The 19,606-nt window shown below is 37.2% G+C and carries 14 protein-coding genes; 4 read left to right on the top strand and 10 right to left on the bottom strand.

Features of this window, described 5'->3' with window-relative positions; all coding sequences use genetic code 11:
• Window positions 1-76: 76 nt before the first annotated feature.
• Window positions 77-691 carry a TetR/AcrR family transcriptional regulator gene (locus tag CA730_RS01595; protein WP_096663131.1) on the bottom strand — a complete coding sequence of 205 codons (615 nt, stop codon included), beginning with the start codon at window positions 689-691 and terminating at the stop codon, window positions 77-79.
• A gap of 150 nt (window positions 692-841) precedes the next feature.
• Between CA730_RS01595 and CA730_RS01590 the strand changes: the two genes are divergently transcribed.
• A complete protein-coding gene (locus CA730_RS01590) occupies window positions 842-2,419 on the top strand; it encodes a M16 family metallopeptidase (protein ID WP_096663127.1) in 1,578 nt (525 codons plus the stop codon).
• Between the two features lie 213 nt (window positions 2,420-2,632).
• On the top strand, window positions 2,633-4,138 hold the full coding sequence (locus CA730_RS01585) for a M16 family metallopeptidase (protein ID WP_096663124.1): 1,506 nt from the start codon (window positions 2,633-2,635) through the stop codon (window positions 4,136-4,138).
• A gap of 343 nt (window positions 4,139-4,481) precedes the next feature.
• Here the strand turns inward: CA730_RS01585 and CA730_RS01580 are convergent, their stop codons facing one another.
• The 5 genes from CA730_RS01580 to CA730_RS01565 form a co-directional block, all read right to left on the bottom strand.
• A complete protein-coding gene (locus CA730_RS01580) occupies window positions 4,482-5,924 on the bottom strand; it encodes an ammonium transporter (protein WP_096663121.1) in 1,443 nt (480 codons plus the stop codon).
• A gap of 526 nt (window positions 5,925-6,450) precedes the next feature.
• A complete protein-coding gene (gene argS / locus CA730_RS01575; RefSeq protein WP_096663118.1) occupies window positions 6,451-8,241 on the bottom strand; it encodes an arginine--tRNA ligase in 1,791 nt (596 codons plus the stop codon).
• Window positions 8,242-8,283: 42 nt separating this feature from the next.
• On the bottom strand, window positions 8,284-8,727 hold the full coding sequence (locus CA730_RS01570) for a DUF29 domain-containing protein (RefSeq protein ID WP_096663115.1): 444 nt from the start codon (window positions 8,725-8,727) through the stop codon (window positions 8,284-8,286).
• Window positions 8,728-9,098: 371 nt separating this feature from the next.
• Window positions 9,099-9,242 (bottom strand): hypothetical protein, encoded by a 144-nt coding sequence (locus CA730_RS24010; protein WP_157749893.1) that lies wholly within the window; start codon window positions 9,240-9,242, stop codon window positions 9,099-9,101.
• Between the two features lie 48 nt (window positions 9,243-9,290).
• Window positions 9,291-10,742 (bottom strand): MFS transporter, encoded by a 1,452-nt coding sequence (locus CA730_RS01565; protein WP_096663111.1) that lies wholly within the window; start codon window positions 10,740-10,742, stop codon window positions 9,291-9,293.
• 71 nt (window positions 10,743-10,813) lie between these two features.
• Here CA730_RS01565 and CA730_RS01560 point away from each other — a divergent pair, with 71 nt between their 5' ends.
• Window positions 10,814-11,329, top strand: coding sequence for a phosphoribosyltransferase (locus CA730_RS01560; protein WP_096663108.1), 516 nt, complete (start codon window positions 10,814-10,816; stop codon window positions 11,327-11,329).
• 16 nt (window positions 11,330-11,345) lie between these two features.
• Here the strand turns inward: CA730_RS01560 and CA730_RS01555 are convergent, their stop codons facing one another.
• From CA730_RS01555 to CA730_RS01540, 4 genes are all read right to left on the bottom strand, one after another.
• Window positions 11,346-14,072 (bottom strand): DEAD/DEAH box helicase, encoded by a 2,727-nt coding sequence (locus CA730_RS01555; RefSeq protein WP_096663105.1) that lies wholly within the window; start codon window positions 14,070-14,072, stop codon window positions 11,346-11,348.
• 14 nt (window positions 14,073-14,086) lie between these two features.
• The gene (locus CA730_RS01550) at window positions 14,087-15,766 is read right to left on the bottom strand and encodes a site-specific DNA-methyltransferase (protein WP_096663102.1); all 1,680 of its coding nucleotides are present in this window, start codon (window positions 15,764-15,766) and stop codon (window positions 14,087-14,089) included.
• A 182-nt stretch (window positions 15,767-15,948) separates the two neighbouring features.
• The gene (locus CA730_RS01545; protein ID WP_096663099.1) at window positions 15,949-17,643 is read right to left on the bottom strand and encodes an AIPR family protein; all 1,695 of its coding nucleotides are present in this window, start codon (window positions 17,641-17,643) and stop codon (window positions 15,949-15,951) included.
• Between the two features lie 63 nt (window positions 17,644-17,706).
• Window positions 17,707-18,624 (bottom strand): AEC family transporter, encoded by a 918-nt coding sequence (locus tag CA730_RS01540; RefSeq protein ID WP_096671201.1) that lies wholly within the window; start codon window positions 18,622-18,624, stop codon window positions 17,707-17,709.
• 82 nt (window positions 18,625-18,706) lie between these two features.
• On the opposite strand from CA730_RS01540, the gene CA730_RS01535 reads away from it, so the two are divergent.
• The gene (locus CA730_RS01535; protein WP_096663097.1) at window positions 18,707-19,516 is read left to right on the top strand and encodes a M15 family metallopeptidase; all 810 of its coding nucleotides are present in this window, start codon (window positions 18,707-18,709) and stop codon (window positions 19,514-19,516) included.
• Window positions 19,517-19,606 lie beyond the last annotated feature (90 nt).

The following is a 19,606-nucleotide window of genomic DNA, read 5'->3' as shown; positions in this document are numbered from 1 at the left end:
TGGTGAGTGAGTATTGGGTAGTGAATAGTAAAATTTTTGTCCATTCCCTTTGTTCTTCTTAACTGTCACCTGTCACCTATTCCTTCGCTAGGACACCGTTAAGGAAGATATCCGCTAACCCCTCCGCCATTTTTTGCATTTCTTGGGGGGAGGCGTTGGGGTCTATGAGGGTATGATCAGAGAAACCGGCGATCGCAAATAAACCTAAAAATACTTTAGCTCCAAGCTTGGCATCCATCTGACGATAGATGCCTTTGTCTATTGCGGTTTGAAAAAATGCTTCAGCAACATCTGTCATTTTATCAATAACTTCTGTTTGAATGCGATCGCGTAAATCTGGATGAAATTGTACTTCCATGAAGCAAACGCGCATAATATCGGCGTTTTTTTGTAAATTCCACATCCGTCGCTGCATAACTTGAGCGATCGCCTTATAGCTACCCATTTCGCTCAGTTCTGTCAGTAAATCCGTGAGAATATCCACCCAACCGCTAGTAGCCACTTCCACCAAAATTGCTTTTTTATTGGCAAAATGACGAAAGAGAGTTCCTTCAGCTACCCCTGCGGTTTGTGCTAAATCACGGGTTGTAGTTCCCTCGAACCCTTTGGCTGCAAATAATCTTTGTGCTGCTTGTAAAATGCGTGTACGCGCCTGTACTTCTGATGATGGAGGAGAACTAAAAATTCGCATAGTAGTTATTTTGATATCTTTAAAACAAGATTCGTAGCCCTATTGTGCAACATCAAATGCTAAAAATACAAAAAGCTTAATAGAAGATAACTCTCTTGTTGTTAAGTAATCTATTTCTCAAGTAATGTAAATTTACTTTAACTTTTGCTTATGCACCAGACAATTTTAAATTTCTTCATGGGTAACGTTAAAAAATTCCCATTCCGTCGTCTATTAGCCACCACTTTGGCATTAATAGTATTTGGTTGGGGATGGATACCGGAAACAGCTTTAGCCCTGCAAAAAGCCCCAAATTCCATTCAACCTTACCTAGAACAAGTAATTAATCGTCTCACCGAATTTCGCCTGGATAATGGGCTAAAATTCATCGTTTTAGAAAGACATCAAGCCCCAGTAGTTTCCTTTCTCACCTATGCTGATGTCGGTGGCATTGATGAACCAGATGGACAAACAGGGGTAGCCCACTTTCTCGAACATCTAGCATTTAAAGGCACAAAGCGCATCGGGACTACAGACTATCAAGCCGAAGCACCACTTTTAGCCAAGTTAGAAAATTTAGATAACCAAATCAAAACCGCAAAAACTAGTGGAAAAAAAGATGAAATAGCCCGGTTAGAAACTGAATTTAAATCAGTAGAATCTCAAGCCCTGAAATTAGTTAAACAAAACGAAATGGGGCAAATAGTTGAACAAGCTGGAGGTGTGGGTTTAAATGCAACTACTTCTTCGGAAGCTACTCGCTATTTTTATAGTTTTCCCTCGAATAAATTAGAATTATGGATGTCCTTAGAATCAGATCGGTTTTTAGATCCTGTATTTCGAGAATTCTATAAAGAAAAAGAAGTAATTTTGGAAGAAAGGCGCTTACGAGTTGAAAATTCTCCTATCGGTCAGATGGTAGAAAAATTCATAGATGCTGCTTTCAAGGTTCATCCTTACCGCCGACCAGTAATTGGTTATGATCAAGATATTCGCAACTTAACACCGGAGAATGTTAAAAACTTTTTTGATGCTTATTATGCTCCTAGCAATTTAACAATTGCGATTGTCGGCGATGTCAATCCGGCTGAAGTCAAAAAACTGGCACAAACTTATTTTGGCCGTTATCAAGCTAAACCGAAACCTCAACAAAAACTACCCATAGAACCCCAGCAAACCGCCACCAGAGAAGTTACCTTAGAACTACCTACCCAACCTTGGTATTTAGAAGGTTATCATCGTCCGGCTGTTACTCATCCTGATAATGCAGTTTATGAAATAATTGGCAGTTTATTGAGTGATGGGAGAACATCAAGACTTTATAAGTCTTTAGTAGAAAAACAAAGTTTAGCTCTAAATGCTCAAGGTTCTAGTGGCTTTCCAGGAGACAAGTATCCTAATCTTATCTTCTTTTATGCTCTCACATCTCCAGGGAAAACAGTAGATGAAGTGGCGATCGCCTTACGCCAAGAAATTGATAAACTGAAAACTGAACCTGTATCTGCGGTGGAATTAGAAAGACTGAAAACCCAAGCTAGAGCCGGTTTATTACGCAGCCTTGATTCTAATTCCGGTATGGCAGCACAGTTGTTAGAATATGAAGTCAAAACCGGTTCTTGGCGCAACTTATTTCAGCAATTGGATAAAATTGCCGCTGTAACTCCTGAAGATATTAAAAGAGTAGCCCAAGCCACATTTACACCAGAAAATCGCATAGTTGGGAAGTTGTTGTCAAAACAACCAGGATAGTACCGCAGGGCGGAATTCAAAAGTCAAAAGTCAAAAGTCAAAAGTAATATTTAGCAAAATTTTTGGCGATTAAAAATAGTTGGTTTATTTGCGTCATGCTGTACTAAAAATCCAAAATCCAAACAGGATTAAAGATTAATCCTATCAATCCTTTAATCTTGATAGCAAAGCGTGGCGTTAGCCATAAATCCTGATCCAAAGTTGAAGATAGATATGTTGAGGTTAGATTTGAAAAGCAAAAAATTCCACTTTTTTAAGGGACAAAGATTTGTTTTTACATTGGTGATTGTTGCTGCTTGTTTGCTCGTAAATTTGAATTTTTCTTGGGCAGCAACCACAGCAAAGCATTACGATGAATTACAATTTCCGCCAGTATCGGCAATCAAATTACCCAAGTATGAAAGGTATGTCCTCAAAAATGGTTTAGTAGTTTATTTGATGGAAGATCATGAACTACCATTGGTAAATGGTACAGCACTAATCAGAACAGGTAGCCGTTGGGAACAATCCGAAAAAGCAGGTTTAGCAACTTTAGTGGGTTCGACATTGCGAAGTGGTGGTACTCAAAAACATTCCGCAGATAAATTAAATGAAATTCTAGAACAACGGGCTGCCTCTGTGGAAACAGATATGGGTGAAGCGGCTGGAAGTGCTAGTTTTGAAGCTTTGACTGAAGACGTAGACATGGTATTTGGGTTATTTACAGAGGTACTCCGAGAACCGGCTTTTGCACAGGAAAAGTTGGATGTGGATAAAACTCAAATTCGCGGTAGTATTGCTCGACGCAATGATAATCCTAATAGTATTGCCAGTCGAGAGTTGAGAAAATTAATTTATGGGCAAGAAAGTCCTTATGCCCGGACAGTTGAATATGCAACGCTCGATAAAATTTCCCGTGATGATTTGCAGAAATTTTATCAACAGTATTTTCACCCCAATAAGATCATTTTAGGGATTGTGGGTGATTTTAATGCTCAAAAAATGCGATCGCTCATTCAAGCTAAATTAGGTGACTGGAAACCAAATCCGCAAATTGCCAAAACCCAACTACCACAAGTCACCCAAGCTAATTTAGGTGGTGTATATTTCGTTAATCAACCCCACCTCACCCAAAGTAGTGTTTTAATTGGTCATTTAGGCGGAAAATTCGACAATCCCGATTATCCAGCCTTAGATGTCATGAATAGCGTATTAAATGGCTTTGGGGGACGCTTATTTAATGAATTGCGATCGCGTCAAGGATTAGCTTATTCTGTATATGGAATGTGGAGTCCCCGTTTCGACTACCCAGGAACATTCGTCGCTGGAGGACAAACCCGCACCGAAACCACAGTTCAGTTTATCAAATCCCTGGAAACAGAAATTAAACGGCTACAAACCGCAAATATCACAGTCCAAGAATTAAATAAAGCCAAAGACTCCACCTTAAACTCCTTTGTCTTCAACTTTCAAGATCCTAGCCAAACATTATCCAGATTAATGCGATACGAATATTATGGTTATCCTGCCGATTTCCTCTTTCGCTATCAAAAAGCCATCACTAGCACCACAACCGCAGACGTGAAACGAGTAGCGCAGAAATACTTAAAACCAGAAAATTTAGTCACCTTAGTAGTCGGAAACCAAGCTGATATGAAACAACCCTTAACCAATTTAGCCGCCAAAGTCACTACCATAGACATTACCATTCCCAGCGCTCAACCAGCAGCCAAAAATTAAATACACCCCTAGGGGCGGGGTTTCCCCGCCTCAAATATTACTCCTGCTGTATGTACCAATTTAAGAGGTTGTTTGAAAACTTTTTCGTGTGGGATCTGACACCCGCAGATCCCCATAAATCCCCCTTTTCAAGGGGGACTTTGAGGAATTTAGCCCCCCTTTGTAAGGGGGGTTGGGGGGATCTCGATTAATTCTGATACTTTTCAAACATCCTCTAAGGATTATTGGCGTTGCTGATTAAGGGTATGAATTTTAGTCTCAAGCAAAGGCGCAAAGACGCACTGAGGTTTGAGTTTTAAAGATTCAATTTGGGAATTTCATACCTCAATTCAGCAACGCCGGATTATTTATTAGAGTAACTTTTTTCCTGCTCTACAAACTCCTCAACAGCATAAACATCAGGCCAGACAGTTGCACCATGTTCATAGTTATCAATCCCCACCTTATCAGCTTCAGAATTAACACGCAGCTTACCAATAGCATTGAGTCCAGTAAACATTAAAAAGGCAAAACCAATAGTGAAAACTGATACTGCGACTAGGCCCAAAATCTGCACACCCAGCAAATCAAAACCACCACCTAATAAAAATCCAGCTTTTTGATTCAAAGTCAGTTCTGGTTGACCTAAAAAACCAACTGCAAGTGTACCCATCATGCCATTAATACCATGAACAGCAAATGCTCCTGCCGGATCATCAATTTTGCATGATTCAATAATATCAATTCCTAAAACTACTAAAATTCCCCCAGTTAAACCAATCACCACCGCCGCCCAAGGCGCTATGAAAGCACAACCAGCGGTAATCCCTACCAAACCTGCCAAAGAACCATTCAGACAATAGACTAAATCCCATTTACGTGAACGACTATATTGATAAAACATCGCCGCTAACGCCCCAGCACCAGCCCCCAGGGTCGTATTCAGGGTGATTAAACCAATTAAGCCAGGATTACCAGTACCGAGGGTTGAACCGGGGTTAAAGCCATACCAGCCAAACCAGAGAATCATAGTTCCCAAAGCTGCCAAACCTAAGTTATGGGCTGGAGGAATCTGCCCCCAAGGAGTTCGTCCAGGGCGTGGACCAAGTAAAAAAGCACCAACTAAAGCTGTCCAACCACCAACGGTATGAACCACTGTACTACCAGCAAAATCATGAAAACCTATTTTCGATAACCAGCCGCTGGAGTTCCATACCCAATGCACAATCACGGGATAGCTGAACGCAGCCATGACAGCGCTGTAGATTAAATCACCGATAAAGTCCGTTCTCCCAGCCATTGCCCCAGTAGTAATTGTACTGGCAGTAGCCGCAAAAGCAAACTGAAAGAAGAACAAAGTATAAGCATTGAGTCCTGAAGCTATTCCTGGCACACCACCATTAGTAAAAGTACCGTTAACTGGTAATTGACTTAAGAAAAAAGTGTCTGTACCAATAAACCCACCAGCACTTGTACCAAAAGCGATGCCAAAGCCCACACCCCACCAGATTAGAATGGTGACAGCCGCATCAATAAAGTTTTCTAATAAGGCATTAACTACACCTCTTTGGCGTAGCAAACCTGCCTCTAACATGGAAAAACCAGTCTGCATGAAAAATACTAAAAAGCCTGTGAGTAGTACCCAGGTAGTATCAATGGAAATTTGTAATTGCTCAGTTGTGGCATTTAAAGATTCCAGTGTCACAGGATCTGCAGCTTGGACAACTGTGGGAGCAAAAATTGCCAAAACCATTGCACCTATAGCTAGTGCTAAAAGACGATATAAAGGACGAATACGTTTGTTCATGGTTGTTGTTCTTATTGCTGACTCAGTAATTCCTGATCTCTTTATGTTTGCTGAATAAAATTAATCTGGTAATTTTATAGTTGATTAAAAAAATATTCTGTATTGAAGATTACATTTTTTTTGGTAGTTATGTGAATTATTCACTCTGCAATAAGTACCGCGATAAAATTAATTATACATTGATGATTTACGAATTCTTTGCCATTTAAGGATTTCAGCCCAGATTTCTGTGTAATTAATTTTGTTCGATTACTTACGGCGGTACTAGGATACGCATATTTAATTTCTGGAGATGTCCATTGAACATCCTTTATTTATTACGTAAACCGGCATTCCGCACTTCAAAGTGTCACATACTTATGCTTCAAAAAATGTTACTAAATTAGGATAGTTTTATTAAATATTAATCCTGATTTTTCCTGGTGGTAATGCGATAGCGAAGCGCTCCGTAGGAATCGCTATCTGACTATTATTAGCCCTATATTGGTAATCTTGGTGTATTACAAAATGAAGTTCGGAATGTGGGTTACATCCTTTCTAAAACCTTAATTCCCAACAAAGATAATCCCAACTTCAGAGTTTTTGCAGTTAAATCACATAACATTAACCGCGAAGTTCTAGCAGGTTCTTCAGATTTGAGAACAGGGCAATTTTCATAGAACTTGTTAAACTTATCGCTGAGTTGATACAAATAATCACACAAACGATTTGGTAATAAATCCTGTTCTACTTCCTTAATTACCTCATCAAGTTGCAGTAGATGTTTAGCTAAAGTTAATTCTGCATCTTCTTTCAGCAAGATTTGGCGATTTATTCCCAAGTTAGTAAAATCAATATTCCCTTGACGACTAATACCTTGAATTCTCACATAAGCATAGAGAAGATAAGGGGCTGTATTGCCCTTTAGAGATAACATTTTGTCATAACTAAAGACATAACTACTGGTGCGATTTTGGCTTAAATCTGCATATTTAACCGCACTAATTCCCACAACTTCTGCGACATTTTGAATAAATTCTTCTGTTTCTGTGCGTCCATCTTCTTGTAATCTATTTTCTATGTCTGCACGAGCGCGGTTAATTGCTTCATCTAACAAATCGCGTAACCGCACAGTATCCCCAGAACGAGTTTTAAATTTTTTCCCATCTTCACCTAACACTAACCCAAAAGGAACATGAACTAATTCCACATCATCAGGAATCCAATTTGCCTTTCTTGCGACTTGGAAAAATTGGGCAAAGTGGTTAGATTGTCCTTCGTCTGTCACATAAACAATTCGCTTGGCTTTATCTTCTTGAATGCGATAACCTAGTGCAGCTAAATCTGTAGTTGCGTAGTTATAACCACCGTCAGTTTTTTGGACAATTAAGGGTAAAGGATCACCTTCTCTATTAGTAAAACCATCCAAGAAAACACATTTTGCCCCTTGACTTTCTTCTAATAATCCCGTTGTTGCTAAATCTTCCACAACCTTTGGTAATAAGGGATTATAAAAAGATTCACCTCTTTCTATTAATTTGATATTCAGTAAATCATAAATGATTTTAAATTCTTGTCGAGAAGCCTCACAAAGAAGATCCCATGCGTCTTTTGTGAATTTATCCCCGGATTGTAGGCTTACTACTGCTTTTCGGGATCTTTCTCGAAATTCTTCATCGTTATCAAATTTCTTCTTAGACTCTCTATAGAACTCAACCAAGTCTCCTATATTTACATCACCAAGTAAATAGTTGCCTAGAGGAGTTTCCATAAAGATAATACCCTGTAGATCGGGATAACAATCAACAAGATGAGTAATTAACATCCCAAATTGTGTACCCCAATCACCAACATGATTTAACCGCAAAACATCATGACCACAAAATTCTAAAATCCGGGCAATAGAATCACCAATAATAGTAGAACGTAAATGGCCAACGTGCATTTCTTTAGCAATATTCGGACTGGAAAAATCAACAATTTGCTTTTGGGGATTTTTCGCTGTGGGTATTCCCAATCTAGCATCTATTTGAATCGCGTTAAGTTGTGCTTCTAAGTAGGACGTTTGTAATTTGAGGTTAATAAAACCAGGACCAGCGATTTCTGGAGGTTCACAAATATCAGATACATCTAATTTACTGACGATTTCCGCAGCGATAATTCTGGGTTGCTTTCCTAACTTTTTACTCAGGGATAAAGCCACATTAGCTTGATAGTCACCAAATTTAGGATTACTGGCAGAAACCAAAATTGGATCTGTATTAGTATAATCTGTACCAAAAGCAGCCACTAAAGCCTGTGTTAATTTGAGTTTTAGTTGTTCTTGTGTAAGGTTCATTATATCAATTGTATCTGTCTCTGCTGTTGAATACTGTGATATTTAATCATTTGAGATGTCATTCGGAAACCAGTTGTCATCTAGGGCTTGCAAGAGGCTAATGTGAGCATCTGGGGGAAGTGGACATAACTTAGAAACGGACTTGATAGCGACGGGATGAGCTTTTTCGTAGAACGTTTGTAATTGAGAATAAAGGCTAGGACTATCTTCCAAACGCCCTTGAATTTGGGCGCGAAAGTTGACAATTTCCGCAGCCCAGTGATTACCGGATCTTGTTTTTTCAGATTCCCAGTAAGACAATTTTAGTAGATGTTCTAGAACACGGGTCAACAGACTAATTATGGCGCGTTTGTCGTTTTTTCCCATAATTTCTAGTTCTTCGATTAAGCTATCCCAATCTATGCTGTCAAAATTACGGTTTTGAATGTATTGGATAGTATCTTGTGTCCATTGGTTGTGATCTGTTTCATAAAGAGATGATGTCATGGTTTTTTCTCTAGTATTTGTTTGGAGAGATTTACTTATTGATCATCTAACTTAAAATTAATTATAACATCGAAGAGATAATTTAGATGGAAATAATATTTGATTTTTGCAATATTATGTAAGAGGATGTTTGAAAAGTTTTTAATGTATAAACAAACCCCTCTCCAAACCTCTCCCCGAAGCGGAGAGAGGCTTTGAAACCCCCCTTCCTTCGGCACGCTGCGCTAACGTAGGGAAGGGGGCAGGGTAGTTAGGTTTTTGGAGATTATCGGTTTCATCTAAATACTTTTCAAACACCTTCTAACGTGGGTGTTGCCCACCAAAAAATTTTCTACTCTGTTCACTATTGTTTACCCGCTGGTATAGAACTTTTAAATCTTTTTCCACGCATGAAGTGTATCTTCCGCACCCGCTTGTAATCTGACAACTTCTTGACGGGAAGTTTCTTGAAAAACCGCATATTGGCCAATGCACATAGACAGAGACCGCAGAGGTAGAGAAAAAGAGGTGTTCATATCTTATTTAGGATTGCTGTATATGAGTTCTATACGTAACAGTTGTGTTTATTTATTTTCTCGTTGTTCTTGCAGTTTTAGTATCATTTCTGCATGAATCTCACGAGTAATAGGATAGAAGTAAACTAAAATCAAACCTGCAATTAAACAAACAGTTGGTATGGGTCCAACGGCGATACGAATGGCTAAAAGTGCAGATTCAGGTTGTATGGGTAAAGAACTTTGTCCAGCCACAGCTTCTTTAAAACCATAGGCTTGTAAAGTATTACCGACCAAAAATAGCCCAAAAGCTAAACCAAATTTTTGCAATAACACCATGAAACCATAGAAAATACCTTCGCGGCGTTGTCCTGTTTGCAATTCATCTAATTCAATCACATCAGGTATCATAGACCAAGGAATTAGATAAGCTGTGGAAACTCCCACACCTGCCATTATAGCCATAACATACATCAAACCAATTTGATTTGGCTGTAGGAAAAATAATCCAGCAGCAGCAATAATCCAGGAACTCATTCCTAAGAAATAAACGATTTTTTTGCCAATCTTTTTACTTAAATAACTCCAAATAAATAACATAAACAAAGCCGTTCCCTGAACTGCAATCATGACTGTGGGAACATCTCCCTCTTTCAGTTTCATGCAGTTAACGACAAAATAAGGAATAATGCTGGCTGTGATTTGCACACCTAACCAAGAAAAAAGATAAATAGCAATTACAAACAGAAAAGGTTTATTACTAAAGACAATTTTTAGCTGTTCTAGAAAGGGAATTTCTGCTTCTTGTGGTAAAGAAATCCGTTTAGCTTCAAAAGCCAAAATGCGATCGCGCACCCCATAAACGCACCAATACAAGGATAAAACCGAAATCACGGTACACACAGCCGCTAAAATTAGATACTGTTGTTGGCGATCGCTAATTTGTGAGAAAATAATTTTTGATAAAATCAACGATAAAATACTGCCACCAATGGAAAACGTAAACCGAAAACTATTTAAACTAGTCCGTTCATCGTAATCCTGAGTTAATTCAGGAGTCATGGCTGTATAGGGCAAATTCACAACAGTAAAAAATGCCTGAGAGACAATGCCAATTACTACATAATACCAAAATAAACACCAAATATTAACACTTTTATCGGCACTAAATTGGGGGACAATCCACTGCAAGAAAAAGAAAAAACCAAAAGGAATTGCCCCATATAAAAGCCAAGGTAAACGACGACCCCAGCGGCGGGATTGGGTTTTATCAGTCAGCATTCCCACCATAGGATCATTGATACCATCCCAAATTTTGCCAATCATCAAAATACTACCTGCCAAACCCGCTGGAATTCCTGCCACATTGGTAAAGAAAACCAGCAGATAAAATACAGCAATATTGGCAGTAATCGCCGGACCCAAATCTCCAGCCCCATAAGCTAATTTAGTTTTAAAATCTAATTTTTCACTGGTCAGAGATTGGTAAAAACCGTTATTATGAGAATTATCTTTAACCATAAATTACACCCTTATGAATTGACAATTGACAACAGATAATTAACAATTATTAACACACTTATTTTAGTCTTATGTCAGACCTTTACATTTCTTGGTCAGATTATCACCACAAAATTGAACAACTGGCTGTAAAGATTTATCAATCAGGTTGGGAATTTAACCAAATTGTCTGTTTAGCCAGAGGAGGACTGCGAGTAGGAGATATTCTCTCCCGCATATACAATCAACCCTTGGCAATTTTATCTACTTCATCTTACAGCGGCGCGGGTAAACATGAAAGGAGTAATTTAATTATTTCTCATCAATTAACCATGACTAGCGGAAATTTAGGTTCACGGATTTTGCTAGTAGATGATTTAGTAGACTCTGGTATCACTATTCAACAAACAGTTCCCTGGCTACAGAAACATGATGATTTTCCCATTCAAGAAATTCGCACCGCTGTAATTTGGTATAAAGCTTGTTCAGTTGTTGTTCCTGACTACCACGTTGATTATCTGGCTGATAATCCTTGGATTCATCAACCTTTTGAACATTACGAATCTATCAGTCCTTCCGAACTAGCAAAAAAGATGAGTCAACGATGATAATTCTTATCACCTGTTACTTTGTTTGAAAGCGATAGCTGCGCTCGCCGAAGGCATCGCCTAATCCTTTGAGAGTCATATTTTGGGCGATCGCATCATGGGGTATCAACACATAAACCCAAGGCTTTCCATTGTGTTGTAGCATATAATTAGAGGCATTTTGACACCATTTAACGGCTACATTCTTCTTAGCAACTACTTGAGGATGATCTATTTCCTCTCGATTTTTGGGTTCAAGCATATAGATAATTTCTGCTGTTTCTGCTACAAAATCGGGTTGATATTCTAAATAATTTCCATCCCATTGGTAATAAATCTGAAATTGTCCTCTTGCTGGTTTAAACCATTTTATTGCATCTCGTTCTAAAATTATAGATAATACTCTTTCTGCTTCTGATTGAAATTTTTGTTCTTTATAGAGGCATTTAGAAAACCCTGTAAACAGATATTTGGACATATTGCTTTTATCTGGAGGCGAGGTTCTATAATTTAAATAATTCTTCGCATTTGTGGTATATGCACTCTCTTTTAAGGTTGTAAAACCTTTGCTAATTTCGTATTTGTACTCAACCTTATCATCTTCCCAGAAATGTTTTATCATCTGGTTATGGACAAAGTTAGCAATTTCGATTTGGTTATCAGATAAAACTTTCTGTGTCTCTTCTTCTGATAAGTAAGTGAGAAAATGACTAATAACCTGACTTGCTAAATCATAAAGTAAATCAGCATTTTCATCATAACAAATATCATCAAAATTGACTAAATTTTTGACAATATAGTTTTCTAACTGAAATTCTTCAAAATCGTCTGTTTTGATTTCTAAAGATGTAGAATCATCCGTTGCTAACGATTGGATATATAATTCTTTTTTGGATGGAACACGATAATTTAAACCTGTCACATCTAAAGCAAAAGACCTAAAACCTGATTTTACTTCCCTTTGGGGAACAACAATAATTTTGGGAATATCAATGGTTTGTTGAATAACTAAATTAGTGGTTTTAGCCACAATATCTGCAATATCTGGTGGTGTGCTTACACCTTCAATTTCCAGTTGTTCCGGCTGATATTCTCTAGCTACAGCTTCCCGCACTATTGATTGAACTTTTGGTGTTGAAAGATAGGATGTAGTTGGTACTTTTTCCGGCTGACTTTCTAACTTTTGAATCTCTTGGTAAGTCAGGTTTGCAATTTTTTGTTCTATGGTAGATGCAAATATAGACGTTTGAATATTTTGGCTTTCTGTTTCTGGGACAGTTATATTTTTTTCACTCTTTTGTTCCGTCGTCATTCCTAAAGTTTGGGCAAGTTTTGACTGTGAAACTACTGTTTTGTTTTTTTCTTCTAACTCTTCAGATGTGAGAATAATTTGTTGCAATCTAATTTCTGATTCTGGGCGTTTTGCTTCTTCCACAATTTCTTGAAATTTGTCATGGGCAACAATATTTAAACGATCTACAATGGTGATACCTGTACGCTTTCCATAAGGTAAACGTAATCCTCTACCAATAGATTGTTTAATCAAAATTTCCGAATTTGCGGCTCTTAATGGTACGATTGTATAAAGGTTAGTAACATCCCAACCTTCTTTTAACATATTCACATGAATAACTATTTCCGTTGGTTCATCTGGATGTTCTACTTTTAGCAATCTTTCTACCATTTCATCTTCTTGAGTGCCTGTTTTACTAGAATCAACTTGTATGACTTTATCTTTATAGAACCCTGCTGCAAATTCATCAGATTTAATCATTTCTAAAAGTTGTGTAGCATGGGTAGTGTCACGGGCAATTACTAGCATAAAAGGTTTAACAATTGGCTTTACTGTTTGCAAAGCATAGGTTTTTAATTCAGCCTTAATATTTTCGTGTAAATAAATTCCATCTTCTAATTTGATTTGTTCAATTGCTGCTGGTGATAAACTGGCAGGATTAAAGTCTTTACGAGTAACAACCGCAGGATCTTTCACAAAACCATCTGTAATTGCTTTTCCTAAAGAATATTCATAGATAACATTTTTAAAATATACAGGTTTTTTACTGGTTTCTACAGAAGGTGTAGCTGTGAGTTCTAAACCCATTAATGGTTTTAATTCATTAATTGCTCTAATTCCTGCTGATGCTCGATATCGGTGGGATTCATCCATTAAAATTACTAAGTCTTTTAACTGGGAAAGATAATCAAAATAACTTTCACCAATATATTCAGATAGTCGTTTGATTTTGGGACTTTTACCACCGCGCACTTCAGAATTAATTTTTGATATGTTAAAAATATTGATTTTACAAGTAATTTGTGGATCTAAAATTGTTCTCGCATTGGTTTCATAGTTTTCACCTGTGATAATAATTGGTGAATTGATTGCAAATTCAGAAATACCTGTAAATACATATTTGGGATTATTAGGTGTAAAATCTGTAATTAGTTTATTATAAATTGTTAAATTAGGTGCTAAAACAAAGAAATTCTTGATCCCGTGTACTAGATTTAAGTAGCTGATAAAAGCCCCCATTAATCGCGTTTTACCCACACCTGTAGCTAGTGCAAAACATAGTGATGGAAATTCCCTTTCAAAATCTGTAACTGTGTAGAATTGTTGATGAATTTTCGCTAAACTTGTTTCTATATCTGATTGTCCATTGATAGGCAAAATATCACAAACCCGATCCAAAATTTCTAATGATTGTCTTTGCGGAGGGCGCAAACTGAGACGATTAGCAATGTTATTAACGATGTTATTCATTGTATGTTATCCATCTAAAATAATGATTGTTGTATATGCTGTTGTTGTGGTTTTTGTGGTGATGGTTGTTCAATTTTTGGAGTTGCTTTAGGCAGGTTTTCAGTTTTTAAACTGTAATCATCGTGTCCCCATTCACAACGTGAAAGAATTTGTTGAGGAATTTTTTTAATGGTCAGATTTGGGAATGTATCAACTTTGCCACGAAAAGCACTACATAAAACTAATAATGTGCGTTCTTGTCCTACTTCATCAGCAAGTTGAGATAATTGTTCATGACTGAGATTTTGGGTAGTGACATAAATAAAATCTCGTTCTGTAGAATAACCATGTTGCCAATAAAATGTATCTGATGGTGAGTATGTAAAGCCTTCAATTTTGCAGAGTGCTTCGGCTAACATGGCGGGGTTATATTCTTTATTAATAATCCAGTTACCCCATTTGTCTTTTTCTAACAGTGATGGTGCAAGGCGATAATAACGAAATCCGCCGCCAGCTTTCCAGTTTACTGCTTTGCTAATGCCACCTTGATCTTCGCCATCAATTACTTTTTTAAGTCGGGGAATGATATGGGTATGACAATGTTCTCCTAGTTCAATCATGATCCAGCGTCTTCCCATTTTGTGTGCAACTGCACCTGTTGTTCCTGAACCTGCAAAGGAATCTAATACTAAATCACCGCTTTCTGTAGACATTTGTAAAATACGGCAAATGAGATTTTCTGGTTTTGGTGTATCAAATACTTGATTTTCTCCAAACAACGTCTTTTGGTGTGCTTTTGTTTGTCTTGTAGTATCCAAATCATTCCAAATTGTTGGATATGGACGAGAAGGGTTGTCTGGTGCAAATTCTCTTGTGTATGGAATCCATCGCTTTATACCGTTTTGTTCACGCTGTTTCCAAATTAAATTTCCTTTGGCTACTAAATCTTCAACCCCTTTTTTCCCCATTGCCCAGCAAGCTTCTCTACCATCATCATGAATTGGGAAAACTTCTGTGCCATCAGGTGCAATAACAGGGAAAAACATTGATGGTCTATCTGATCTAAGACTGCTTTTGCCATTCTTTTTTAATAATCGATCTTTGTAGGGACGATCTGACTCTGAATCAAGGTTTCTATAAGCTTCGAGAATTGAGTCATCAGGTTTCTGTTTAAATTTAACTAAGTTGGGATTTTTAGCGAAACAGAGAACGTATTCATGATCAGGTGTAATTGGAACTTTATTATCATTAGGGCTATCCACCTTTTTCCATATAAATGAAGTGATGAAACAGTTCCTTCCAAAAATTTCATCACACATTACTTTTAAATAATGTGCTTCATTATCATCAATTGTTATCCATAAAGATCCATCTTCTGATAATAACTTATAGATAATTTCTAAACGATCTTTCATTAAAGAAAGCCAACGGGAATGCTCTAAACCATCATCATAGTAGTTGGGAAATGCGTTACCAGTATTATAGGGAGGATCAATAAAAATACATTTAACTTTTCCTGTAAATTCCTGTTCTAAAGCCTTGAGAGCTAATAAGTTATCTCCACGAATTAAACGATTATCAAAAATATCATTTTCACAGACTCGATGTGTAGCATGATAAGATTTTTCAGAATCTTCCAGCAAAATTCGCGGTTCTAATTTGGGGCGAATTTCTTTACCAATCCATGTAAGTTCTAGTCTCTGTTTTTTAGTCATAATTAGTTTAGCTTTTATCTCAAATGTTAAATATTAAAAAACCTCTCCCTTACCCTCTCCTACAAGGAGAGGGAAAAAGAATAAAAATGAATACTCAATATTTTTTGGTAATCCCCCTTCCCTTGTAGGGAAGGGGGGTAGGGGGGTTAGGTTTTTCATATCTACTAATTTCCCAACATCTTCTAAGCATCCTTGTTAGCCAATTCTTGCATCACCGCACTGGTTAGAGACTTAACATCAGTTAAACTTCTAAAAATAGCAAGATAGCCCTTTTCATCACTAGCAAACTGAGATTCAGCAAGAGTATAAATTAACTCAGCAATTTCTATACCAATTCTGGAAAACTCAGTCAAGTAATCTTGAGATAAATTAACTTCTGGTTTATTGATTAGAGATTTATAGCGTCTTGATAAAATATCTAATATAAACAATCTACCATGTTGATAGAAATTTTTACGTCGAGTTTCTGTTTCTGCTTTGCGAGAATCTTCAAAAATCTGATCAAGATATTGAAATATACGCACATAACGACAAAGTGTAATTCCTGAAAGTTCATTACTAAAAAGTGTAGAATAATGATCCTTATACAAAAGATTCAAGTTTTTCTTAGCTGCAACAATTATTTCAGCATTACCACTAAAACAAGCAAGTGCTATTGCAGCTTGTTCAATGGTAATAGCATCTTGATTATCTGCTGATGGACGATATTGATAAACAATATTTGATACCATACATTCTTGCCGCAACCGTTCCTGATTGGGATCTAATGCTGCAAAATAAATATCACGGACTGTATTTTGTGTATTTCTCGCTTTGGTAATTTCTATACCTATAGTATCTGATTGTGTGCCTACTTCAATGATGGTAACTAATAATTTTGCATTGGGAGATATTGCACGATTGTCATTGGGAGATATTGCACGATTGTCATTAAATACAGATGCAATAGATCCCACTGTTTGCGCTCCATTGACTATCGAAAACCCCTCTAAAGTAAATTGAGTTGAGTCCTGATTGTGTCCAGATGGTAAACTAACTTTTGCACAAGTAATAGTTAATCCATTATTGAGATAAAAAAGTTCTGATGGTTGTTCTTTAACAGTTTCAGCAATTGCTAGGTTAACATCTTCTGTACCCAGGTAATAACGGATATTTCTCTCGAATAATAATTTATTATGCTGTTTATATAAATCTGCTAGTTCAGCAGCATTCACTAATCCATAAAAAGCTTTTCTGGGCTGTTCTAAACAATTCCATTTTTCTAAAGTCAATTTAACCTCAATAGGTACATTTTCTTGTTTTGCTGTCAACCATCCATAAATATTTTTAATATTCAAATCTTGCCATTGAAAACGCGAATCAAACTTATTTAGTTCATTTTCTAATTGATTGAGATCATTAACTACATGAGAACCCAAACTTTCATCTAAATATATATTACAACCAACTATTTTGACTCCATTTCTGTCTAAAGCATCTTCAACATCATGCTGTAAGCGTGAAAAACTGGAATTAAATTTTTGAAACCGTTTATGGACAAGATCCCTAATTCCATCACAGAATTTCTTATTATCACCCATATTTGGGGCTTTCCCCGCTTTAGCCTGTACTAACCAAAGCCGATTATTAACCCGATCAAAATAAACTGCATCAATACCATTATCATCTCCTCCATTGATAATCGAGTGAGCAGCTTGAGAAGGAGTAAGATCAGCAAGATTAGCGATCGCAAATGCAGCCAAAGAACGACTTAAACGATTTTTATAATGTTGTTCTGGTGTCCAATTTCTCTGAAGTTGAGGGATCATCGGAAAATAATCCCGTGTCAAAACTTCAATGATTTGAGTCTTTTGGGCTGTGGTATTCGGCTTAGGCATTGAGCGATTAGAATTGTTTTTAATACATCATCCCAGAATTGGGTACAGGTAAGATACTTATTTTCAAAACAACCATAACCAAACAGGAAGAGTAAACAACAAAACTATCATCCCCATAGCTAAAGCAGTAACAGCCAAATCTCTATCCAAATCAAAGGTTTCTGCTATTACCAAAGTAGCCAAAGCTGGAGGCATACCCATTTGCAAAACTATCACCTGTGCTGCATTACCTGTCACCCCAAACAGCGATAGCATACTACCTAAAATCATCGGCACTAATAGCATTTTAATGAACACACTACTTCCTGCTTCTGGTAATTTTCGCCAAGATTTTAGTTGGGAAAGTCTCATACCAATTAACATCAAAGATAAGGCAACTGCACCCCAAGCCAATTTCTCCAAACAAAATACCACTGGGGAGGGAAGGGTAACTTGATGCAATAATAAGCCAAATCCAAAACTCCATAAAGCCGGATTAATCAAAATTACCTTTGCTATTTGCATCTGATTTTGGATATTATTACCAAACTTAGCAGCAAGAAACACACCTAAACCATAAGCTCCAAACAGCGAACCCAACATATCGTAAAATAAAGCCCAGGCAAAATATTCTTTACCTACCATTGCTAAAGTAATGGGAAAACCCAGATAACCTGTATTACCTACCATTGCTGCTAGAATCAAACTACCTTGAGTTGTAGCGGGGGGAACTGAATGAGTAAGATAGGCTTGGGCTTTGATTCTTAACCAAGCTAATAATGCCCCCAAAAAGATGGCAAAATGAGCTATTATCGGTGCAATCCAAATCTGTCCTGATAAATCTGTTTGTATTAAAAAACCAATAATACTGATGGGTACTCCCACGCAATAGAGAAACTGACCTACGTAAGTCGAAGTATTATTAGGCAGTTTACGTCCCAGTATAAATCCCACTAGGATTAATCCCACTAACTTGATATATAGTTCTAAAAGATTTATCAAAATTACACCATAATTCAAAATTAAGAATTAAAAAAACTCTTTTCTTCTTTAATAACTATTAAACACAAACAGGAGCAAAAACTTGAATAAAGCTGGGTTTCCTAAAAAACCGCACAATTCCTACCCTCTCTCTGGTGATGATATCCCAGTAGCTTTACGCGATACAAATGATGCAGGAAGTAAGATCAAAGTCCAACCTGTGATTTTCATTATAGGTGGATTAACAGGATTTTTGCTGCTGGCTGTGACTAGTGGTTTTTTGTTCTCGTTGACGACACCTAAGCCAACTGCTAATTCTCTAGCTACACCAATTAGTTCTACACCTGTAGCTACCAATACTCCAGTTAGTGATAATGATAATGATACAGTGTTGGGACATTTTCCTTACTCAGAAGCACCAGCATCAGAATTAGCCCCAATTACTAGTGACGGTAGAATCAAAATGCGAAAAGCTGCTGCTGTTAAGTTTCAAGCAATGGTACAAGCTGCTAGAAGTGCAGGTGTAAATTTAGTGCCACTTTCTGGTTTTCGTTCTGTACAGGAGCAAAAGCAGTTGTTTTTCGGTGTAAGCGCACAGCGTAATCAAACTCCGGCAGAAAGAGCCGCCCTGAGCGCACCACCAAATCATAGTGAACATCATACAGGTTATGCGGTGGATATTGGCGATCGCACAGTCCCAGCCACAAACCTTCAAGCGAATTTTGATAATACCAAAGCTTATCAGTGGTTACAAGCTAATGCGGCCAAGTTTAGTTTTGAAATTTCCTTTCCTAAAGATAATCTTCAAGGTGTCAGTTATGAACCTTGGCATTGGCGTTTTGTAGGCGATACTGATAGTTTAGAAACATTTTATAAAGCCAAAAATATCAAACCTGTGCAAACAAAACAATGATAGTCAGAGAATATCAACCATCTGACACTCAGGCAATCATGAAACTTGATTTCCAAGTTCCACCATAAACATAAAATAAATTATTGTTGC

The sequence above is a fragment of the Dolichospermum compactum NIES-806 genome (genome assembly GCF_002368115.1).
Lineage (GTDB): Bacteria > Cyanobacteriota > Cyanobacteriia > Cyanobacteriales > Nostocaceae > Dolichospermum > Dolichospermum compactum.
Note: the sequence above shows the minus strand (reverse complement) of the source record. Positions and strands in the feature narration are given on the sequence as shown.